The following is a 17,634-nucleotide window of genomic DNA, read 5'->3' as shown; positions in this document are numbered from 1 at the left end:
CTCCGGTTACTGACAAACAGCATTGGCATAACTGAGAGCTTGCTTCTGGCTGCTTGCCGGCAGGTGATAGCTCACAACACATTGCTCTGCTGCACTGTCACCCCAATTCACTTTAACTTTCCCGGACAGTGGTAATCCGGAGAGATACACCTGACCATCATCGCCCACAATACTGCCGGACTGGCTGCCGACCAGTGTCGCCGTAGAACCAAAGGGAACCGGTTTGCCCTGATGGGTCAGAGTCATAATGACTTTCATCCCGACATGTGTTTTGAAATCAGCCCGGACAACCGCACCATAAGTCGGCACTACACTGATCACTGAATCATCCATATCCACATTATTGGCCAGTGTATTCGTATCCAGTGCAATCCGGTTCTCACGATAATTTAATGCATAAGGCTGAACAGCATAACCCCGCCAGTCTGTTGTGACACCTGTCTGATTCTCTACCGACACATGATCAGCCCCTGGCGCTTTAATCAGTACCACAGTGTCATTGAGCGGCTGACTCAAGGTGATGCCATTCGCATGGGCAACCACCCCGCCACTCAGGCCATAGTAAACCTGTTTATAACCGTCAGTACTGCTGTAACCGATGTTGGCATTGCCATAAGCGCCACGATAATACAGCGATGCCGTATTGGTTGTACCAGAGGAAGTATCTACCCCCCCCTGTATAACCAGTCTGTACGTTATAACTCAGGTTGTTATCCTGAAGCAGCGTGCCGTAAACTCCCACCTGGTTGGTTGACTGGCCTTTCAAATCACTCGAACTACTGTAGGTCACATTTGAACGACTTAAGGCACTGGTATCATCCGAGCGCATCCAGTGGCTAAATGGAATATTGAGGTTGAGTGATAACACCTGATCAGTACCACTTTGCCAGGCACTGCGGTTAATGCTGTAATTAACACTATAGGTAATATCGCGAATTGAACTACTGTACCCAGCCTGCAACTGGACGTCATCTTTGTTAGTGCCCCAGTAAGTCTGCTGACTTCCCGTCAGGTACAGCGTTGAAGTTTTACCTACCTGCTGGGTGATGGTCGCCTGCAGACGGCCACGCTTACTATAAGAAAGGTTATAGAAGTCGGTATAGGTTGGTTTGACCTGTAACTGTCCATCTTCGGTGACAACCGAATAACCATTCATCTGGTTGTAGGTGGTATCCGCAAATGAATAGTAGCCTTTGGTTGAATAACGGTAACCTACCAACTGGAAGTTAGTCCCGGTATCCTGCAATGATTTATTGTACAGAAAGCGAAGAGACTGCCCCTGATGGCTGGTTTTATCCGCCAGGGTCGCCTGTGCCTGAGTTAAATCAAAAGAGACTGCACCCAAAACGCCAAGGTTCTTACCCACCCCCAGATTATAAGCATGATAATCATCCGACTGCTGGGTACCACCAAACAGAGTGAATCCTTTTGGCAGCCCCCACATGGCTGTTCCCTGGAAGAACTTCGGGCTTTCCTGCTGATCATTACCGCTCCGATACTCCCCGGCCGTCAGGCCATATTTGATATGCCCTTCACGTTGCAGCATAGGTACCGATGCGTAGGGAACAGTAAACGACTGAACAGAGCCATTAGCCTCAGTAATGGTAACCTGCAAATCACCGCTGTTACCGCTAGCATTCAGGTCGTTAATGGTAAACGGACCTGGTGGAACGGTAATCTGGTAGATGTCAAAGCCATTTTGTCTGACGGTGACCTTGGCAGTACCATGTGCGATACCGTGGATCACCGGCGCAAACCCCTGTTGGCTGTTAGGCAGCATATTGTCATCAGACGCCAGTTGAATACCACGAAAGTTAATACTGTCGAAAATATCACCGGTAGTATAACTGTCGCCCATTGTCAGGCGGCTGCGCAAAGGGACTACATCGCGCTCCAGGTAGGTATTAACGTGTTTCCATCGGTTTTCACTGTAACCATCGGTACTGTCGGTGTAACTCCATGTCGAGGTATCCCGCAGCCGCCATGGGCCAAAGTTAAAACCACTTTGCAGGTTCAGGTAGGCATAGGTGCTGTTGCCCCCTGTCGGAGTATGGGCATTGTTTCCGGTAAAGGTATAATTCAGTAACCCGGCAGTAATACCGTTATCCCATAGCTCCGGTGGAATATATCCCTGAGCACGACTATGCATCATTGCCTGAGGAATACTCAGATACAGTTTCTGGGAGCCTGCATCAAAACGACTACTGGCATCCTTGCTGATCATCCCCATAGGTACACAGGCATCTTTGGCCAGTGCAGAGATTCCAGGAATCGCCAGTACGCTGACGCCCATCTCAGATAACTGGCTCTGATTAATGCAGGGTTCAAGCGACTTCTTGTCCGGGCTCAACTGGAAAGTGACATTACGGGTAGTGATAAAACCGTCATTCAGATAAATATCGACCCGATAAGTGCCGGGAGGAGCTTCCAGCCCACTCTCAAACTGCGACAAGTCAGCAACGGCACCAGGATCGTTAGATAAAAAACGTGGGTTAAAGTAGACATCCGCATAGGCGGCTGACTGGCAGGCGAAGGATAAAAACACGGCCAACGGTGTAAATGCTAACCCTTTTACAGATAAGCATTTTTTGAGTCTGGTCATCTGAGGAATACCCGTTTATTGTCCCGTTTTTACTTCGCCAGCCTGGTAAAAAACTGAGTTTTTAAACCTGTTATCCGGCCCCATTACATTGCATCCCTGCTTCATTCAGCCGCAGAACTACTGAAAGATCCCTTTGGTTACCGGGGTTAACGCGCCAAAATCATTGATGGTCTGATAAGTAATATCAGAAGCAGACCCGGCAGGCAGTGCCACTGTTGATGTCCCCTTTGGCGGTACCATAGTGTTAGCCAATGTCGCTGAACCAGCATGCAGTGAAGTGACTGTCAGGTAATAAGGTGTCGGGTTAACCAGAGTCAGGGTTGAACCACTCTTTTTAAAGCGTAACGCTTTGGCTGCCTGTTCAGGCGCCATCGATAATCCGGTCGGCCGGTAGAACATCTTAATCCGGCTGATAATAGCCAGCTGCAGAGTATTCTGTGACTGCTGAGACTTGTTCATTGAAGGGATAGCTTTTACGTTGACCCAAAACAGGCTTTCTCTGTCCTGAGGTAAGCTGTGGTTAGTACCATCAATAATCCGCAGGCTGTTTTCTCTTTTCCCTTTAATCACGAATAACGGAGGTGTGATCACAAACCGGCTATCTTTGGTCCCTGCGGCATTTTCTACCCATGACTGGATAAGAAAAGTACTTTTATCGTCATTATTACTGATTCCCAGCGAAACCTGTTTCTGGTTTGCCGGATAAACCACACGAGTCGCCCCCAGTGCTACACCTGCGTGAGCACTATTAGCCAGCCCTAAAGAGGTAGCAACCACCAGGGCCGCCGCCAGAAAACGTTTATGTACTGTCTTAATCACAATAATCTCCTGCGCCAATCAACCTAACATTAAAATTAATATATTCTTGTTGTATTTAAAGTTAAATTATTGATAAGTAAATAAAAACCATGCCTGAGCATTGGCAATACCCCCACTGACATTATCCGTTGTGGAGCGATATCGGGCAGTCAGGTTGACGGTAAGTGGCCCGGCATATTTAGGTTTCACCACCAGTTTTCCGGTATTGATCGGGATTAAATTGCCTTTGTCATCAAATAAGGCGATTCCTATGCCCCTGGCGTCGTTGTCACCCGTTTCGATCGCCAGCAGGTCGGGATTCTGTTTATCTGCCACACCGCGAAAAGCAACTACCATATTCCGGCTGACATTCGGGCTACAGTGTCTGAAATTCAGCGAGAACATCACTGGATCAGAATCATCACCTGCCTGCTTAAATTTACTGTTGCTTGCCTGACCCATATCTACAGTCAGATACTGATTACCATCATCAATAATGCAGGTGTCAGCAATCACTTCACCCTGAAATTGCATCTGACCACTGGCAGCGGCAGCATTATTTTTGTCAGCCTGTGCTCCCTGTGATATGAAAATCAGGATAATCAGCCCAATTCTCCACATATCATGATCTCTGATTCATCGCACTGAAGGCAGGCCATCCATAGCCTGAAAGATCGTCCTGAAACTGAATCTTACTGATACTGAACCTGGAAGGTTGCATCGGCGTTAGCTGTACCGGCACTTGCCGCACCCAGAGCGTAGTAACGCGCCTGGAATGGCAGGGTGTTGGTACCATTAATCAGAGTCTTAGCAGTGCTGAAGCTTGCACCGTCCAGTTTCAGAGCAGAACCGGTGCTGTCCAGGATCTGGATACCAACGTTAGAGGCTGAACCTGCAGAAGAACTCTGCAGTGCTAATACGTCAGGGTAAGATGTGGTGGTGCCTGAATCGGTAGAGGTCGCAGTCACGCCAGCAAACGCGATAGCCGCAGTGGTTGCCACAGTAGTATCACAGTCGTCTAACTGGATATTGAAACCAACAGCGCCACTGGTCTCGCCAGTCGCACCCAGAGTACTGGCTTTTACCTGACCCAGTTGGACAGTCTGATCAACTGAACCAGCATCAACGGCACAAGCTGCGTTAACAACTTCACCTTTAAAATGCACAGTACCACCATTGACTGTAGTTGTTGCTGCGTGAGCAACAGTTACAGACAGAGACAGAGCGGAAAGGACGCCAACTACCAGTGATTTGATTTTCATACAGTTTGCCTTTTAATCCAAAAAATTAATGAATAAGAAATTGGCGGCCAGCTTTCCGGTATGGTCAGAACCATTATTACAATAACCTTCATTTCGACCTGCCAATCTGGACTCATCATTACAAAAGTTAATAAATCCTCCAGATGCCTATCAGGATAGGACCATTCCGGGTTGTTTGGCAAATAACCACATCACTTTGTTTAATGAAATAGCTGAAAAATAAGCGTGCTAACTTTTTTTAACATTTGACTTATCAAAATAACTCAAATTAAAAACACAAATAATATCCACTCTGATGACATGGTTATTATTTAAATCATACATATCAATAAATTAAAACAAAATTCTTTATTATAACCCCATAATAAATAGTACATTAACACCAGGGGAAAGATAAACTATCGGATTTGAAACTAAATAAAAAAGCGATTACAAGACATATAATAAAGTTTTTAACGATTAATATCTCATTTAAATCACAAAAAAACCTATTAAATGTTAATTAAATGAATAATTTTTCTTATGATTCGCGAGGCGGAGTATTGTATATCATTGTAATTCCTATCAATAACCTACTATTGATAGGTTTTGAAATCATCTGGAAGCAAATTTCAGTAAGTAACCGATTTCAATTTTCACGAAATTATCCCTCCGTAAGGGATTGCTCTATAAATAAGCAGAATTAACCTATTTACTTGCAATTTATTTAACCAAATCGGTTAATTACCCCCTCGTCACAGACCTGCATTGTTATCCGTGGAGTGAAAAACAGAGGAGCACTTAGAATGTTGTAGAGGGAGCAAAAGGACAAGTGTATGGGATGCCAGGCCCGGGAATAACGGACTGGCATTAGATGTTTCGGAATCTAATACTGAGAGTGATAATCCTGGCCTTTATCCCAACGATCCTGCCAGTGACTGGTATAAACACGGGCCAGGTCAGGTGAATTGTGGATAACCAGAACATTCTCAGAATTCCGACGCTCAGCACTGGCAGTGTAGTTAAACGATCCTGTCTCAACGGTCTGATCATCCACGATGATAGTCTTATCATGTTGAATCGGATAATGTTTATCAGTCCTCAGGGGAATCCCCTGATTGACGATGAAATTCATCGCAGCGAGGCTGGATTTATTTCTGTTGCCCCGCTCATCCACCACAATTTTGACATCAACACCGCGTTTTTTGGCACTGGCCAATGCCTGCATGATATCTGGCGCAGTAAAAGAATAGGAAAGCATACGGATACGATGTTGAGCACTATTGATAGTTTTCAGTACCAGACTGCGGGCCGTGCCTTCCGGTGAAAAACCCACTTCAACCGATGGGCTGGCAGCCATAGTCAGGGCCGGGGCGGTCAGTAAAACGGCAGCCAGTAAATACGCACTTCTCTTCATTAATACATCCAATGACAACGGGGGAATCTCTCTGTGCTTTTTTGCTATCAGATACGTGTTATTCACTGAATTAACTTTGCTTTTCAGTGAGTCATCAGCACCCTAACATTTATGCAGGTAATAAAAAATCCGCATTTCCTGAAAACGGATCTGCGGAGAGAAATTACCGGAATTAACCCACCAGGAGGAGATTCAGACAGGTCGAAGTTCAGCGACCATTAAACGGATTACCGGTTTCATAGCGGTCAGAATGCAGAGTGTCGCTGAATCATTACCAGCTGCCATAGGGATAGGTTTTCCCTTTGATAAATTCAGGTATCTCACCGTAATAAACATAGCCATAGGGATGTTGAGTAACCCCTTTACAGGCATCCAGCTTGTGCCCGGGCAGCGTGGTGATTTTTGCCGGTTCAACCGGCAGATTGACAACCGGGCAACTGTTCTGAAGTCAGATGTGGACTTTCTCCTCCGGAGCCAGTCCGAACAGCAATGTTTTATACCTGGCCGTTTTTCCGCGCCAGTCCTTTCCGGTTGGCACCGAAATTTTATCCAGCAGGACTGATGAGAAGGTGATGCCGGTCTCGTAGGTCTTTTTGTCGATGATGGAGTCCCAACAGAACAGCATCTGTGCAGAAGGATGCCGGATTTTGTTGAACTGAGCATGCCTGCCCACCTTACTGCTCCAGCTTCCCACTCTGTCAGGATTTTCCTGCGGGCTGTCCAGTGTACGGAAGGTGGATACCTCCTTTTCGCTGTCGATAATCTGCGCTTTCGTCACCAGCGCCTGTAATGCCCTGGGAGTGAAAAACGCAAAATCAACCCTCCGTAGGGCATTTCACCGGTTTCTTTCGGTGTTTGCGCCTCACGCGCGCGGCATCCGCTGACCATAACCACCATCAGCAGGGTAAAAAACGTTCTCAGCTTCATACCTTGAGTAGCTGATCAGAAGGAGACAGAAGTCAGAAATAATGTCAACAATGAAATCAGTGAGTTAACAGCATTACCAACTTTTACCGGTGATAGTTTACCAACCAATAAAAAACATTACACTTTCTCACGAAATATAGTAACCTTAGGTTGATTTTTAGCTAAGCGATTAAAATTACAGGTTTTTTATAAGAGGTATAACCAGTTCACTAATGCTGGTTGGAATTTAATTTCACTCACTTCTAAAAAACACACACAAAAAAAAAATCACTAAACCCCGGAGAATTATATTTTGGACAGTAGCAAAGGCCTAAATATTAAACTAGTATCAAAAAAAGAATTTTATATCGGAGCTGTTTTTTTTGTCTTGTTGTTAATAGGATTTTACGGACTCACTTCCGTCAATTTTATGGGTGGAACTGTTAAATTTAATATGTCCGGGGTCATGGGTTATGTTAACTCAGGAACACCAAATGGTGGCTCAGGATTGTATGGCCTGCTGCTTATTGTCGCTTTATTTTCTCCTCTTGCCCCTGCATTTATAAACGATAGACGCTCTTTTCTTGCTGGTTTCTTACCTGTAATTATCACTCTTATCGTTATGTGGTGTATACATCACCAGATTGCAACTATGAAAGAACAGGCTCAAAATGCTTTTTCTGCATTATCCGGAAGAAGCAATCAAAGTAATCCATTCGCTGATAGTTTTAATGATATGATTACGTATGGATTTGGAATTTATTTTAACCTGATTATTTCAATCCTTTTGGCCATTCGCTCTTACTTTAAATACAAAAAATAGATATCAGGTTGTGTATGAGTCAGGTTATCTCCTGCTCATACACATCAAAAGTAATACTACTGAATTATAGAGGGTTTTATATTCAATAAACACGTAATGGTTTTTTGAAGTAATCTAACGGTATTAAAATTATAAGGGCATGCTGACTCAGATTCAGGTTACGCCGCTAAATTCGCTACAAGCCATTCTCTTACCAATAAAGTTAGATTTTTCTCTCATGGGCGGCTTACAGAGTGGCATCCATACGTATCAATATTAGAAAGGTAGAGCTATCTTCTGTGTGAACGAGGTTATTTTACCAGGGAGATGATCCTGGAGCGACCGGCATATCCAATCAGATATATAAATAAAACAGTGCTGGCAAGATCGTCATCTATTAGTGGCCTACATCAGCGCAGATTGCAGTCGATGGCTGAGTATTCTTATGGCGGAGACCAGCTTGATCACGATGCACTTCATCACTAGATCAATGATTTTTCTGCACCGTATTTGGCAGAGATATCGTGCAAGTGAACTGGATATGCCTGGTCCTAGGTAAGGCTAGCAGAAATAGTGCGAATACTCATTTCAACATCATGTAACCTACTTAAAGAATCAGAATTAAAACCGCAGAAACAGCTCAAAGATAGCATCATTTTCGGAATCCATAAGTATTAATCATTGATAAAATCAAAATAAAGCTTGTAATTTAGAAAAAAAAGAAATAATAGTGTAAAATTATTTATCATTGAAATATCTATATACCAGAAAAATGTTAGTTAACAAAAAGGTGTCGGTGAAAAATGAACATTTATTCCGCAATAAAATGGTTGTCAGGTGTGCTAGGCCTTATATTTTTTGTCCCCTCAACTCTGATGTCTTTTTACTTTAAAGCAATAGTTAACCCCTTATATATTCTTATTGGTATTGTTCTTATATTTATCGCCTACAAAGCTTCCAGGAAAGAATTCGACAAGAGTAGTTATGTTAAATACTTGAATGAAAAGAGTGATGGTTTTTATACTTACTACGCTAAATTGGGCAGTGATGAATACGGAATAAATATCAACACCAATTCAAGAACTATTGATCTTATTTCAGGAAAGAAATCAAAAACAGTAAGTTTTGATAATATTAAGTCCTGGAATTATAATGTTGAAGGAATTAGTAAAGTCAATGTAATTTCAGGCAGCAGTAGTTTTATGAATAATTACACCGGACTTATGCAAGCAAATGCGATTAATAATAAGGCCGGCGCTAAGGCATGGTCTAACAATGGTTTTTTCATCCATACCGATGATCTGGTCACCCCGGTATGGCATATAAAAATAATACCTGATAATGTTGGGGTGAATGTAAAGTCAGATAAGTTCTGGAAGGGAGTAATTACTGAATGTCAAATCTGGATGAATGTTATGGAAAAGGTAATGAAATAACTCCGTTGATTTAGATAGGGTCAGAATACAATAACATCATCATAAAGACAGACTTAATAAATCTAATAACCAATTGGATATTAAATAACATTATCCAGTTGGTTATTAAAAATCACATTAAATCATTCAATAAACCAGAACCTGGCTTTTCATCATGAATATTTAAGTTTTATTTAATTATTTCAGAGGGGGATACTACAATCTCTGCCTGAAGTTCTCTGCCTGCGACTTCTGCTGATACCCTGGGAATGGATGGAATACCTACCTGACCTTTTATTTTTACAGTATCTCCCGCATTTATCTTCTTAATTTGGTCTAAATTTAAATATGCTACAACTACACAGTTTTCAGATCCAGTTATATGGACCCCTGTTTTGAATGAAAGAATTGTTTCAGGGTATTTGAAAAACGGATCACCATTAAACATTGGGGCTGATTTTGAAACCATAGCTACTTTTGATGAAAATTCTATGTATTTTTTATCCCATTTATCAACGGCTGAATATTTATTTTTGTTTAAGTCAATACAAATCTCTCTCAAAGACGTTTTTTGGAATTTTTTATCATCTAAATCATTGGTTGTTTTTGTTTTAACTTCTTCCTGGCTTTCACTCTTTATATTAAGTGTTTTATCCAATGAAAATTCACTCATCGTTTTGGTGACACCATCATACGAATCTTTAAATTGTTGACAGCCAGTTAAAATCAAAATTGAAATGAATGAGACAATTGTTCTTTTTTTCATGACAAGCCTTTATTTTTAATGAAAAAAAACACTATGGCACATAGTGATATGAAAGGTTTTTTATTTTCATAAAAAAAACCAAACTGTAAAGAAATTTATGTTTATAACGCGAACAACTTACTGATTTTGTTTTATGTTCAGATAGTAGCCAATGGCTAATTTTATCCAGTAATAGTGTGCTCGTAACGAAATGATTAAACTCTCAAACCGGGCAGACTCATATGGCGAATTCGTTCAGGATCATCTCATAATGATTCTGAAAACCCGAATGAAAGCTCAACAGTGGTGCTCGGGAGTGTTTCGAAAGAGGTTAGATAACGATGTTGGGGGGGTTGGTTAAGATAAGCATGCTTACTGAAGATAACAGCGAGTAATTTTGGTAAAAATATCGTTAATCGATGCAGTAAGACTGGCAGGCAAATCCGTGTGAAGTTACACGACTAATTAAAACCGCAGAGTTGTCTACCTTTCCAAATAAATGAAATGCCTGCATAGTAGATTTTATAAAGCTTGTGAAGTTTTTTTCCGGATATAAGAGGAAAGGTGAAAGAGCATGTCACTGAAGGGGACGAACTCACTGACCAGAGGCTTAGACAGAAAACCCGAGACTGCAATTTACATTGTGTATCTTCCTAATTTTTATATCTTCACTGCAACTGATGGGTGATCGTATCATTTTTAACTGTCTGTTTACTTCTTCGTTCCTAAATCAGGTGTTAATTATCCCACCAGGTAATGATGCACGGCCTCAGTAATGTTCCCTTGATTCTATCAGTTTTAGGGGATTGTGCCGTGATGGTAGTGTACACAACGTTATCTATTATAAATATCCAGGGTCTGACACCCTGGTTAAAAACTAATTTCTGTCATTAAACCAGGATAGTGCATTAAAAAAATCAGACTTATTAATGATAATATCACCATTATTTTCTCCAAAATCAAAATAACGATTAATGGCTAAGTCAGCGGCTCTTTCAACGATGGATTTTAGATCTCTACCCGACAGACCCTCTGTTTTATCTGCCAGGTTGGCGATAAGTTCATTTTCATCAAAGTCAATTATTTTATTTTTAATCAGCTGCTTAATAATACCCATCCTGGCTGTTAAGTCCGGTAGTCCTATTTCAATTGTGTTTTGCATTCTGGACATCAAAGCACTATCCACTCTGTTGATGAAGTTTGTTGCGGCCAATAAAAATATATTTTCTCTACTATGTATCCCATCTAATTCCTGCAACAACTGTCCAATAATCTCATTATTAAATGAGTCCCCATTTGACTGCTCTCTGCCAGGAGTTAGAATATCAATTTCATCAATAAAAATAATACAAGGAGACTTTGATTCAGCCTCATCAAACATTTCTTTAATATTCTGAGATGATTTACCTATATGCCCTGATTTTAATTGAGCAGTTGTTCTTGAAATAAAGCTCAGTCCTGACTGACTCGCTAAAACCTTCGCTAGTTGCGTTTTTCCTGTGCCGGGAGGTCCAAACAGCAAAGTTGTCTTAGGTATAGAGTGATTCCTATTTTTTAAACTTTCTGAATGTTTCAATTTCGTTCCAAGAAGCTTGAATTCGAACAATACATCCTTAGGTAAAATAATATCATCCCACGATAACCCTGCAGGTAAAACAGATGACTTCCCTCTAAACCTGGTTATTTCTTCAGTAATGTAATCTGAGGAAATATCACTTTCATGATCTATGGTTGCATAAATTTTAGCAACGATAGTTTTTATATCACGACCCGATAAACCCGCCGATTCGACAATGATTTTCTCATCAATATTAATTTTTATCCCTGCGTTTTTCAATTCGTTATAGAATATTTTTTCCCGTAAATCTCCTTTTGGGAGCCCTATTTCTATAGAACTAGTAAATCTTGACATGACAGCATCGTCCAGTATGTCATTCCGATTGGTTGCACCAATTACAAGAACTTTGCTATCTGTGGAGTTATTAAATCCGTCCCATTCTGATATAAAGGTTTGAACTAATTCATCAGAAAATGAATCTGAGTGTGTACTTCCTCTTCGTGGAAAGACACCTTCACATTCATCGACGAATAAAATAGAGGGTGATTTTTCCCGGCATTTTTCCCAACACTCCTTAACTCTCTGCGCTGAATGGCCAATATAAGGACCTTTCAAATCAGAGACATTTACCGATTCAAAATGACATTTCATATTTTTTGCTAACATTCTGGCTATCATCGTCTTACCAGTCCCTGGTGGCCCGTATAAAAGAATCCCCTTAGGTATGACATTTCCTCCTGATTTAAATAAACCTATCAGATTAAGAATTTCATTTAGCTTCTCATCTTCTACGGCAATACTTTTTATCTCATCCAACTGCTCATGTAAATTATTAAGTTTACTATGGAGTTTATCAATTTCGTTTTCCAGACTACTAATTTCAATTAATATATTCTCAAGAGTAATAAATCGTGATCCCTGACTATTAAACCCACTGATCAGCCTTTGTAAAACGGCAGAAAAGACCCCCCATTCATCAAAGCTGTTATAGGATGTCTTTTTATTTGAAAGCTTAATATTAATATTACTTTTCGGAGTAGATCCAACATATATGGCGGCGTATTTTACACCATTAGATCCTGAACTAAAAACAATAAATTCATTACCAAAAAAATCTTTTTTTGATGAGTCCATAAGGTTCCATTTCTGGACCATCTTGTTATCTTTATTACATGGGCAGCATATTGCAATATATGGGTAAACTCCATCTCCGCTATTTTTTTACTAAACCTCATTGAGCTAATATTCAAATCAAACAAGAAATCAAAGCAAGCTATAAACTCATCTTTAGTTATTGGTGATAACTCGAATTGCTTTATGTATTTTTTAAGAAAACCAGCATCAGAAATTTCATTCTTTAATTTCACCAAATACGTTTTCCATTGGTCATTCATTAATAACACATCTTTACTAATGCTTGAGATCACCGTATTTCGAATAAATTTACGTTCTTTAATTTGTTTTTTGTTTTTATCAATTACTTGTTCAACCTTTTCAATTTCCTCTTCGATCTGATTTAAAATATTCCCTTTTCTTTTCATTTTCTCAAAACTTCCTTCTTTTTTACTTTATTTGGGTTTAAAATTATGTCTATAGTAAGCAAATTTAACCGACAGTGTGCCAACGTTCAATTCATTTCCTGATGACACATTACTAAATAATCGGTGGGTTATCTCATTTTATTTCCCTCTCCGCTCATCAGGGCCCTTACTGAGTTGGCAACTCTACTCCGTAAGGGTACCCCATAACGAGGTAGCCTCAGCAATGTGACTATCAAGGTTATCAAGGGCTATTGGCGCTTATTTCTTAGTCGCCCAGGTAGTAGGGATTATTATAGTTTCTGGATTATGGATAGCAAACAGGTAAGCGCGGCTACCCCAGATTGACTACCGCACAAAAATCACCGACCGGCGGTAACCACTGAGAAGGTTTATGCTCTGTCCTACGCGGACATGCTGATGCTACCGCGCCACCAGGTTAGTCATTGCGCTGCACCCTACCATTTATGACGGTAATAAAAAATCCGCATTTCCTGAAAACGGATCTGCGGAGAGAAATTACCGGAATTAACCCACCAGGAGGGGATTCAGACAGGTCGAAGTTCAGCGACCATTAAACGGATTGCCGGTTTCATAGCGGTCAGAATGCAGAGTGTCGCTTTGCAGATAACGCCAGACATCTTCATTCACTGCCACACCTTCGGTAGCGGCCAGAGCCTCACGCAGAATACAGTCTTCACCCGGATAAAGTACCCGTTCAACTCCCTGCGCCGGTTTACTGGCCTTAAGCTCTGCCATAGAACGAGAAACACTGGCCCTGAAAACAGTACTGTCGGTAAATGCCGCAGGATTAAAAATGATGTGTAACTGCCCGAGATTGCGGCCTTCCGACATATTCTGGTACATAGATGAGACATGTTTGCCAAACGGTAGCCCAAGCAACATTCCTGCCAGCACATCCACCATCATCATTAATCCATAGCCTTTGGGTCCTGAAATAGCATTCAGGCCCGCCACTGCCGCAGGATCAGTGGTTGGCTGGCCGCGACTGTCTACCGCCCAGTCGGCCGGGATTGGCTGATGCCGGAGACGCGCATCAAGTATCTTCCCCCAGGCCTGAACGCTGGTCGCCATATCCAGCATCATATAATCATCACCTTCTCCCGGGGCCGCAAAGGCTATCGGGTTGGTTCCGTAATAAGGTTCTGAGCCACCGTAAGGGACCACCATCGGATCAGACTGACATAACGACAACGCCACCATCCCAGACTTTGCTGCCTGCTCTACAAAAAATGACAGTGCACCACTGTGGCTGATACGACGAATGCCAACTGCACACAGTCCCTGCTGCTGAGCAATGTCGATTCCGTGCTCCATGGCCTGTTGCGCGGCAAAATGCCCGGGACCATTATCGCCATCAAAAATCATCACGGAAGGTAATTCATGGCGAACAGTAAATTCGGGCGTTGTATTGATCCCTCCTTTGCAGATTCGTTCCACGTAGTATTCGGTCCGCAATGCTCCGTGCGAGTGAACACCGCGCTTATCTGCATGTACCAGCGATGCCGCGACGGTCTCTGCATGGAGTGCCTGCAAACCTGCACGCTGCAATTTATCGCTGATGAGTGTCAGCAACTGTTGCGGGTCAACTCTTATCACGGTCACTCCCTCCGCCGATCAAAGGAGCTTTAATACGGGGTAAGCGAGACTCAAACCAACAGGCCATCGAGATTAAATCGCTTTCCTTCATCGAATGACCGATCAGTTGAAGACCTATCGGTAATCGCTGAGCGGAAATTCCGCCCGGTAGCGTCATCGCAGGTAATCCGAGGAATGACCAGGGGGCGCAGAACGAGGCATCCCCCGTTGAACTCAGCCCTTGCGGTGCCACTGACGGGGCAGCCAGCGACAGAATGACATCGCTGTCATGGAAATAATCATCACGCTGACGACGACATTGCTGCATAAAGGTTATTGCCTGCTGATAGACCTCTGAAGAAATCTCACTCCCTTGCTGAATGAGTGCGGAGGTCGCTTTACCGACCGCAGATAAGTCCGCGCCAATTTTTGCTGACAGCCCCTGACAGGCTTCATAGGCCAGAATGGTGTCCAGTGCCGCCAGCCATTCAGGTGCTTTATCTGCAGCCTCCAACGGACGGCATTCAATCCCCTGCTCATTCAGCCAGCCAATGATCCCGGAAAACCAGCTTTTCAGTTCCTCATCCGCCGACTGCCAATGCGCGGGCATATACAACCGGACCCGGCGTGGCTTCACTGGGACAGGGTGAGATACTGTGGTCTGGTTGTCGACAATCACCTGCTGGCAAAGGCTGGCATAGTAGCAATCAGAGACAATAAAACCGGTATGGTCAAGCGAGCCTGCCAGTGGCTGAATACCTTCCACTGACACCCGTCCATAAGTCGGTTTAAATCCGACGACACCACAGTAGGCGGCCGGACGAATCACCGACCCTACGGTTTGTGTACCCAGGGCGATATTGACAATACCTGCCGCGACCGCAGCCGCTGAACCGCTGGAGGATCCGCCCGGAGTATGACGATAATTCCAGGGATTTACCGTGGCCGCAGGGTGGCGCCAGGCAAACTCCGTGGTGGCCGTTTTACCAAAAATCGTCGCACCTGCGGCTTTCAGTTGCCGGACTATCTTTGCATCTTCCGCCGGAAGGTGCCCCTGAAACAGCCGGCAACCGTAACCGGTAGGCATATCTTTAGTGTCTATCAGATCTTTCACCGCGACAGGTATCCCTGAAAGCGGTAATCCCCCGGGTGTTTCCGGATAGTGCTCAGGCAGCCAGACAAAGGCCTTCAACTCAGGATTTCGTTGTTGTACCGAAGCTATCGCCTGCTCCAGCGGGGTGTTCTGTTTCATATTGCTTCCTGTCATGACCCAATAATCACGGATTATTTCTTATAAATGTTATGCACCACATCCGCGTAGGTGACCTGACCCGGTTTAATATTGCCGATGTACTGCTGCACATTAATGGCATTATTAAAGGCACCTTCGGAAATATACGGATCGACAGCGTAAATGTTATTTTTTGCCAGCCGGTCAACCGCATTAGTCACGACTTTAGCATCTAACGTCGGAAACTCTTTAATCGCTACCTGGCGGGCAATATCCGGAGAGTTATGGATCACTTTTTCGGCTTCAGCCAGGCCTTCGATAAAGTCTTTCACCATCTCAGGTTTACTTTTGATTGTTGACTGCAGAGCATCAATGGCTGAAAAAGCAAATTCTCCCTGATACTTGTCATTAAACGAGTAAACAATCTTATAGCCGCTGGCAATCCCCTGGTCGACCTGAGGTTCATAAACGGTTGCAGCCTGCGCACGACCGACACCTAGCGGCGATAACTCAGTTCCCAACTGAACCGTACTCAGATTCACCCCCTGAATCCCTTTATCTTTTATCAGTTGCTGTAACAGATAAGTGGTGGTACTCGGTGGCATCGCAGTAGAGACCGTTTTCCCCTTCAGGTCGGCTTCGGAGTGCAGGTTGGCAGATGGCGGAGCAATAATCCATACCGGTACCCCGGCGACCACCAGCCCGATATTGGTGATCGGCGCACCTTTAATATGAGCCAACACAGCAGTCATCGGGTCCTGTAAAGAGAAATCGGCATGCCCGCCAATCACCGCCGCCACAGCCTGAGCACCGCTTCCGGCAGTCATCAGTTTTAAATCCACGCCGTGTTTGGCAAAAATGCCCTGGTCGATACCGACATATAACGGCAGATACTGAATCGAGTGGAAAGCTTCATAAATGACAGCAGGCTGGTTTGCTTCTGCGAAGGAAGCAAATGCGGAGGTTCCGGCCAGCACAGCAACCGCAGCCAGTTTACGAACAGATTTCATTTTTATGCTTTCCATTTAACCACCCTTTTCTCAATATATTGAATACACCAGGTTACTAACGATGCCATCACTGTCAGTACAATGACGCCAAGCCAAACGGTATTAAGATCAAACAGCGAACCCGCCACAAAGATTTCATGGCCCAGACCGTTATTTGATGAGATATATTCCCCCACCACAGCACCAATCAGCGAAAAGCCGACGTTGATACGAATAATGGAAAAAATCCAAGGCACCGACGACGGGATAATCAGTTTCCTGAAAACCTGGGCATTGGATGCTTTAAATGAACGAAAAAGATTCATTAAATCGCTGTCAATTTCCCTGGCCACTGCGCAGGCAGAAATCATGGCGACAGCAAATGAAGAGATCGCGGATAGCCAGATTTTTGACGTGGTATCTGAGCCGAACCAGATAATGATCAATGGTCCAAGGGCAATTTTCGGGATGCTGTTAAGAATGACGGAAAATTGCTCGCCGACCTGCGACAACTTAGGGTAAAACCATAATCCCAGCCCGAGAATAATTCCTAACCCGCTACCAATGACCAGACCCATGATGGTTTCATAAAAGGTAATCCAGGTATCAAAGAGCAGTTGCCCCTGGGTCAGACCGATAACGGCTGAGTGATAAATACCGTAAGGTGAACCTAATAACTGGCCGTTAATCCAGTTTTGTTGCGCGGCCAGTCCCCATAAACACACCAGTAAAAAAAGAATAAAAAAGACAATGATTGTTGCTCTGCGCTTATCTGCATTTTGTGTCATTGATA

The 17,634-nt window shown here is 43.3% G+C and carries 14 protein-coding genes and 1 pseudogene; 2 read left to right on the top strand and 13 right to left on the bottom strand.

Features of this window, described 5'->3' with window-relative positions:
* Nucleotides 1-6: 6 nt before the first annotated feature.
* The 6 genes and pseudogenes from HA49_RS18805 to HA49_RS21910 all read right to left on the bottom strand — a co-directional run bounded on the left by HA49_RS18805 (nucleotide 7) and on the right by HA49_RS21910 (nucleotide 6,836).
* A pseudogene (locus tag HA49_RS18805) lies at nucleotides 7-2,602 on the bottom strand (fimbrial biogenesis usher protein).
* A 117-nt stretch (nucleotides 2,603-2,719) separates the two neighbouring features.
* Entirely contained in the window at nucleotides 2,720-3,421 is a 702-nt protein-coding gene (locus HA49_RS18800; RefSeq protein WP_425427747.1) for a fimbria/pilus periplasmic chaperone, read from the bottom strand.
* A 66-nt stretch (nucleotides 3,422-3,487) separates the two neighbouring features.
* A complete protein-coding gene (locus HA49_RS18795) occupies nucleotides 3,488-4,021 on the bottom strand; it encodes a fimbrial protein (RefSeq protein WP_084706466.1) in 534 nt (177 codons plus the stop codon).
* Between the two features lie 71 nt (nucleotides 4,022-4,092).
* On the bottom strand, nucleotides 4,093-4,662 hold the full coding sequence (fimA, locus tag HA49_RS18790) for a type 1 fimbrial major subunit FimA (RefSeq protein WP_038016243.1): 570 nt from the start codon (nucleotides 4,660-4,662) through the stop codon (nucleotides 4,093-4,095).
* 865 nt (nucleotides 4,663-5,527) lie between these two features.
* Entirely contained in the window at nucleotides 5,528-6,001 is a 474-nt protein-coding gene (locus HA49_RS18785; RefSeq protein WP_425427755.1) for a phospholipase D family nuclease, read from the bottom strand.
* Between the two features lie 505 nt (nucleotides 6,002-6,506).
* A complete protein-coding gene (locus HA49_RS21910; protein ID WP_245610237.1) occupies nucleotides 6,507-6,836 on the bottom strand; it encodes a DUF2931 family protein in 330 nt (109 codons plus the stop codon).
* Nucleotides 6,837-7,277: 441 nt separating this feature from the next.
* Between HA49_RS21910 and HA49_RS18775 the strand changes: the two genes are divergently transcribed.
* Both HA49_RS18775 and HA49_RS18770 read left to right on the top strand, forming a co-directional pair.
* Nucleotides 7,278-7,787 carry a hypothetical protein gene (locus HA49_RS18775; protein ID WP_038016239.1) on the top strand — a complete coding sequence of 170 codons (510 nt, stop codon included), beginning with the start codon at nucleotides 7,278-7,280 and terminating at the stop codon, nucleotides 7,785-7,787.
* Nucleotides 7,788-8,569: 782 nt separating this feature from the next.
* Entirely contained in the window at nucleotides 8,570-9,202 is a 633-nt protein-coding gene (locus tag HA49_RS18770) for a DUF4755 domain-containing protein (protein ID WP_038016237.1), read from the top strand.
* Between the two features lie 169 nt (nucleotides 9,203-9,371).
* Here the strand turns inward: HA49_RS18770 and HA49_RS18765 are convergent, their stop codons facing one another.
* The 7 genes from HA49_RS18765 to HA49_RS18735 all read right to left on the bottom strand — a co-directional run bounded on the left by HA49_RS18765 (nucleotide 9,372) and on the right by HA49_RS18735 (nucleotide 17,629).
* Nucleotides 9,372-9,947 (bottom strand): hypothetical protein, encoded by a 576-nt coding sequence (locus tag HA49_RS18765; protein WP_038016235.1) that lies wholly within the window; start codon nucleotides 9,945-9,947, stop codon nucleotides 9,372-9,374.
* Nucleotides 9,948-10,803: 856 nt separating this feature from the next.
* Nucleotides 10,804-12,618: an AAA family ATPase gene (locus HA49_RS18760; RefSeq protein ID WP_052752555.1), complete on the bottom strand. Its 1,815-nt coding sequence runs from the start codon at nucleotides 12,616-12,618 to the stop codon at nucleotides 10,804-10,806.
* Nucleotides 12,549-13,025 (bottom strand): hypothetical protein, encoded by a 477-nt coding sequence (locus tag HA49_RS18755; protein ID WP_046791913.1) that lies wholly within the window; start codon nucleotides 13,023-13,025, stop codon nucleotides 12,549-12,551. Before HA49_RS18755 ends, HA49_RS18760 begins: the two co-directional genes overlap by 70 nt.
* Before the next feature lie 561 nt (nucleotides 13,026-13,586).
* A complete protein-coding gene (gene allD, locus HA49_RS18750) occupies nucleotides 13,587-14,639 on the bottom strand; it encodes an ureidoglycolate dehydrogenase (RefSeq protein ID WP_038016680.1) in 1,053 nt (350 codons plus the stop codon).
* On the bottom strand, nucleotides 14,629-15,873 hold the full coding sequence (locus tag HA49_RS18745; protein WP_052752554.1) for an amidase: 1,245 nt from the start codon (nucleotides 15,871-15,873) through the stop codon (nucleotides 14,629-14,631). The genes allD and HA49_RS18745 overlap by 11 nt, the downstream gene beginning before the upstream one ends.
* A gap of 32 nt (nucleotides 15,874-15,905) precedes the next feature.
* Nucleotides 15,906-16,877 (bottom strand): ABC transporter substrate-binding protein, encoded by a 972-nt coding sequence (locus tag HA49_RS18740; protein ID WP_038016229.1) that lies wholly within the window; start codon nucleotides 16,875-16,877, stop codon nucleotides 15,906-15,908.
* Entirely contained in the window at nucleotides 16,865-17,629 is a 765-nt protein-coding gene (locus tag HA49_RS18735) for an ABC transporter permease (RefSeq protein WP_038016227.1), read from the bottom strand. The genes HA49_RS18740 and HA49_RS18735 overlap by 13 nt, the downstream gene beginning before the upstream one ends.
* Between the last annotated feature and the right edge of the window lie 5 nt (nucleotides 17,630-17,634).

This window comes from Tatumella morbirosei (assembly GCF_000757425.2).
In the GTDB taxonomy this organism is placed as follows: domain Bacteria; phylum Pseudomonadota; class Gammaproteobacteria; order Enterobacterales; family Enterobacteriaceae; genus Tatumella; species Tatumella morbirosei.
Note: the sequence above shows the minus strand (reverse complement) of the source record. Positions and strands in the feature narration are given on the sequence as shown.

What these genes read in the sequence shown, in the direction of transcription:
- HA49_RS18795 (WP_084706466.1), bottom strand. Translation starts at nt 4,021, where the DNA reads ATGTGGAGAATTGGGCTGATTATCCTGATTTTCATATCACAGGGAGCA.
- fimA (WP_038016243.1), bottom strand. Translation starts at nt 4,662, where the DNA reads ATGAAAATCAAATCACTGGTAGTTGGCGTCCTTTCCGCTCTGTCTCTG.
- HA49_RS18785 (WP_425427755.1), bottom strand. Translation starts at nt 6,001, where the DNA reads ATGGCTGCCAGCCCATCGGTTGAAGTGGGTTTTTCACCGGAAGGCACG.
- HA49_RS18770 (WP_038016237.1), top strand. Translation starts at nt 8,570, where the DNA reads ATGAACATTTATTCCGCAATAAAATGGTTGTCAGGTGTGCTAGGCCTT.
- HA49_RS18765 (WP_038016235.1), bottom strand. Translation starts at nt 9,947, where the DNA reads ATGAAAAAAAGAACAATTGTCTCATTCATTTCAATTTTGATTTTAACT.
- HA49_RS18760 (WP_052752555.1), bottom strand. Translation starts at nt 12,618, where the DNA reads ATGGACTCATCAAAAAAAGATTTTTTTGGTAATGAATTTATTGTTTTT.
- HA49_RS18755 (WP_046791913.1), bottom strand. Translation starts at nt 13,025, where the DNA reads ATGAAAAGAAAAGGGAATATTTTAAATCAGATCGAAGAGGAAATTGAA.
- HA49_RS18745 (WP_052752554.1), bottom strand. Translation starts at nt 15,873, where the DNA reads ATGAAACAGAACACCCCGCTGGAGCAGGCGATAGCTTCGGTACAACAA.
- HA49_RS18740 (WP_038016229.1), bottom strand. Translation starts at nt 16,877, where the DNA reads ATGGAAAGCATAAAAATGAAATCTGTTCGTAAACTGGCTGCGGTTGCT.
- HA49_RS18735 (WP_038016227.1), bottom strand. Translation starts at nt 17,629, where the DNA reads ATGACACAAAATGCAGATAAGCGCAGAGCAACAATCATTGTCTTTTTT.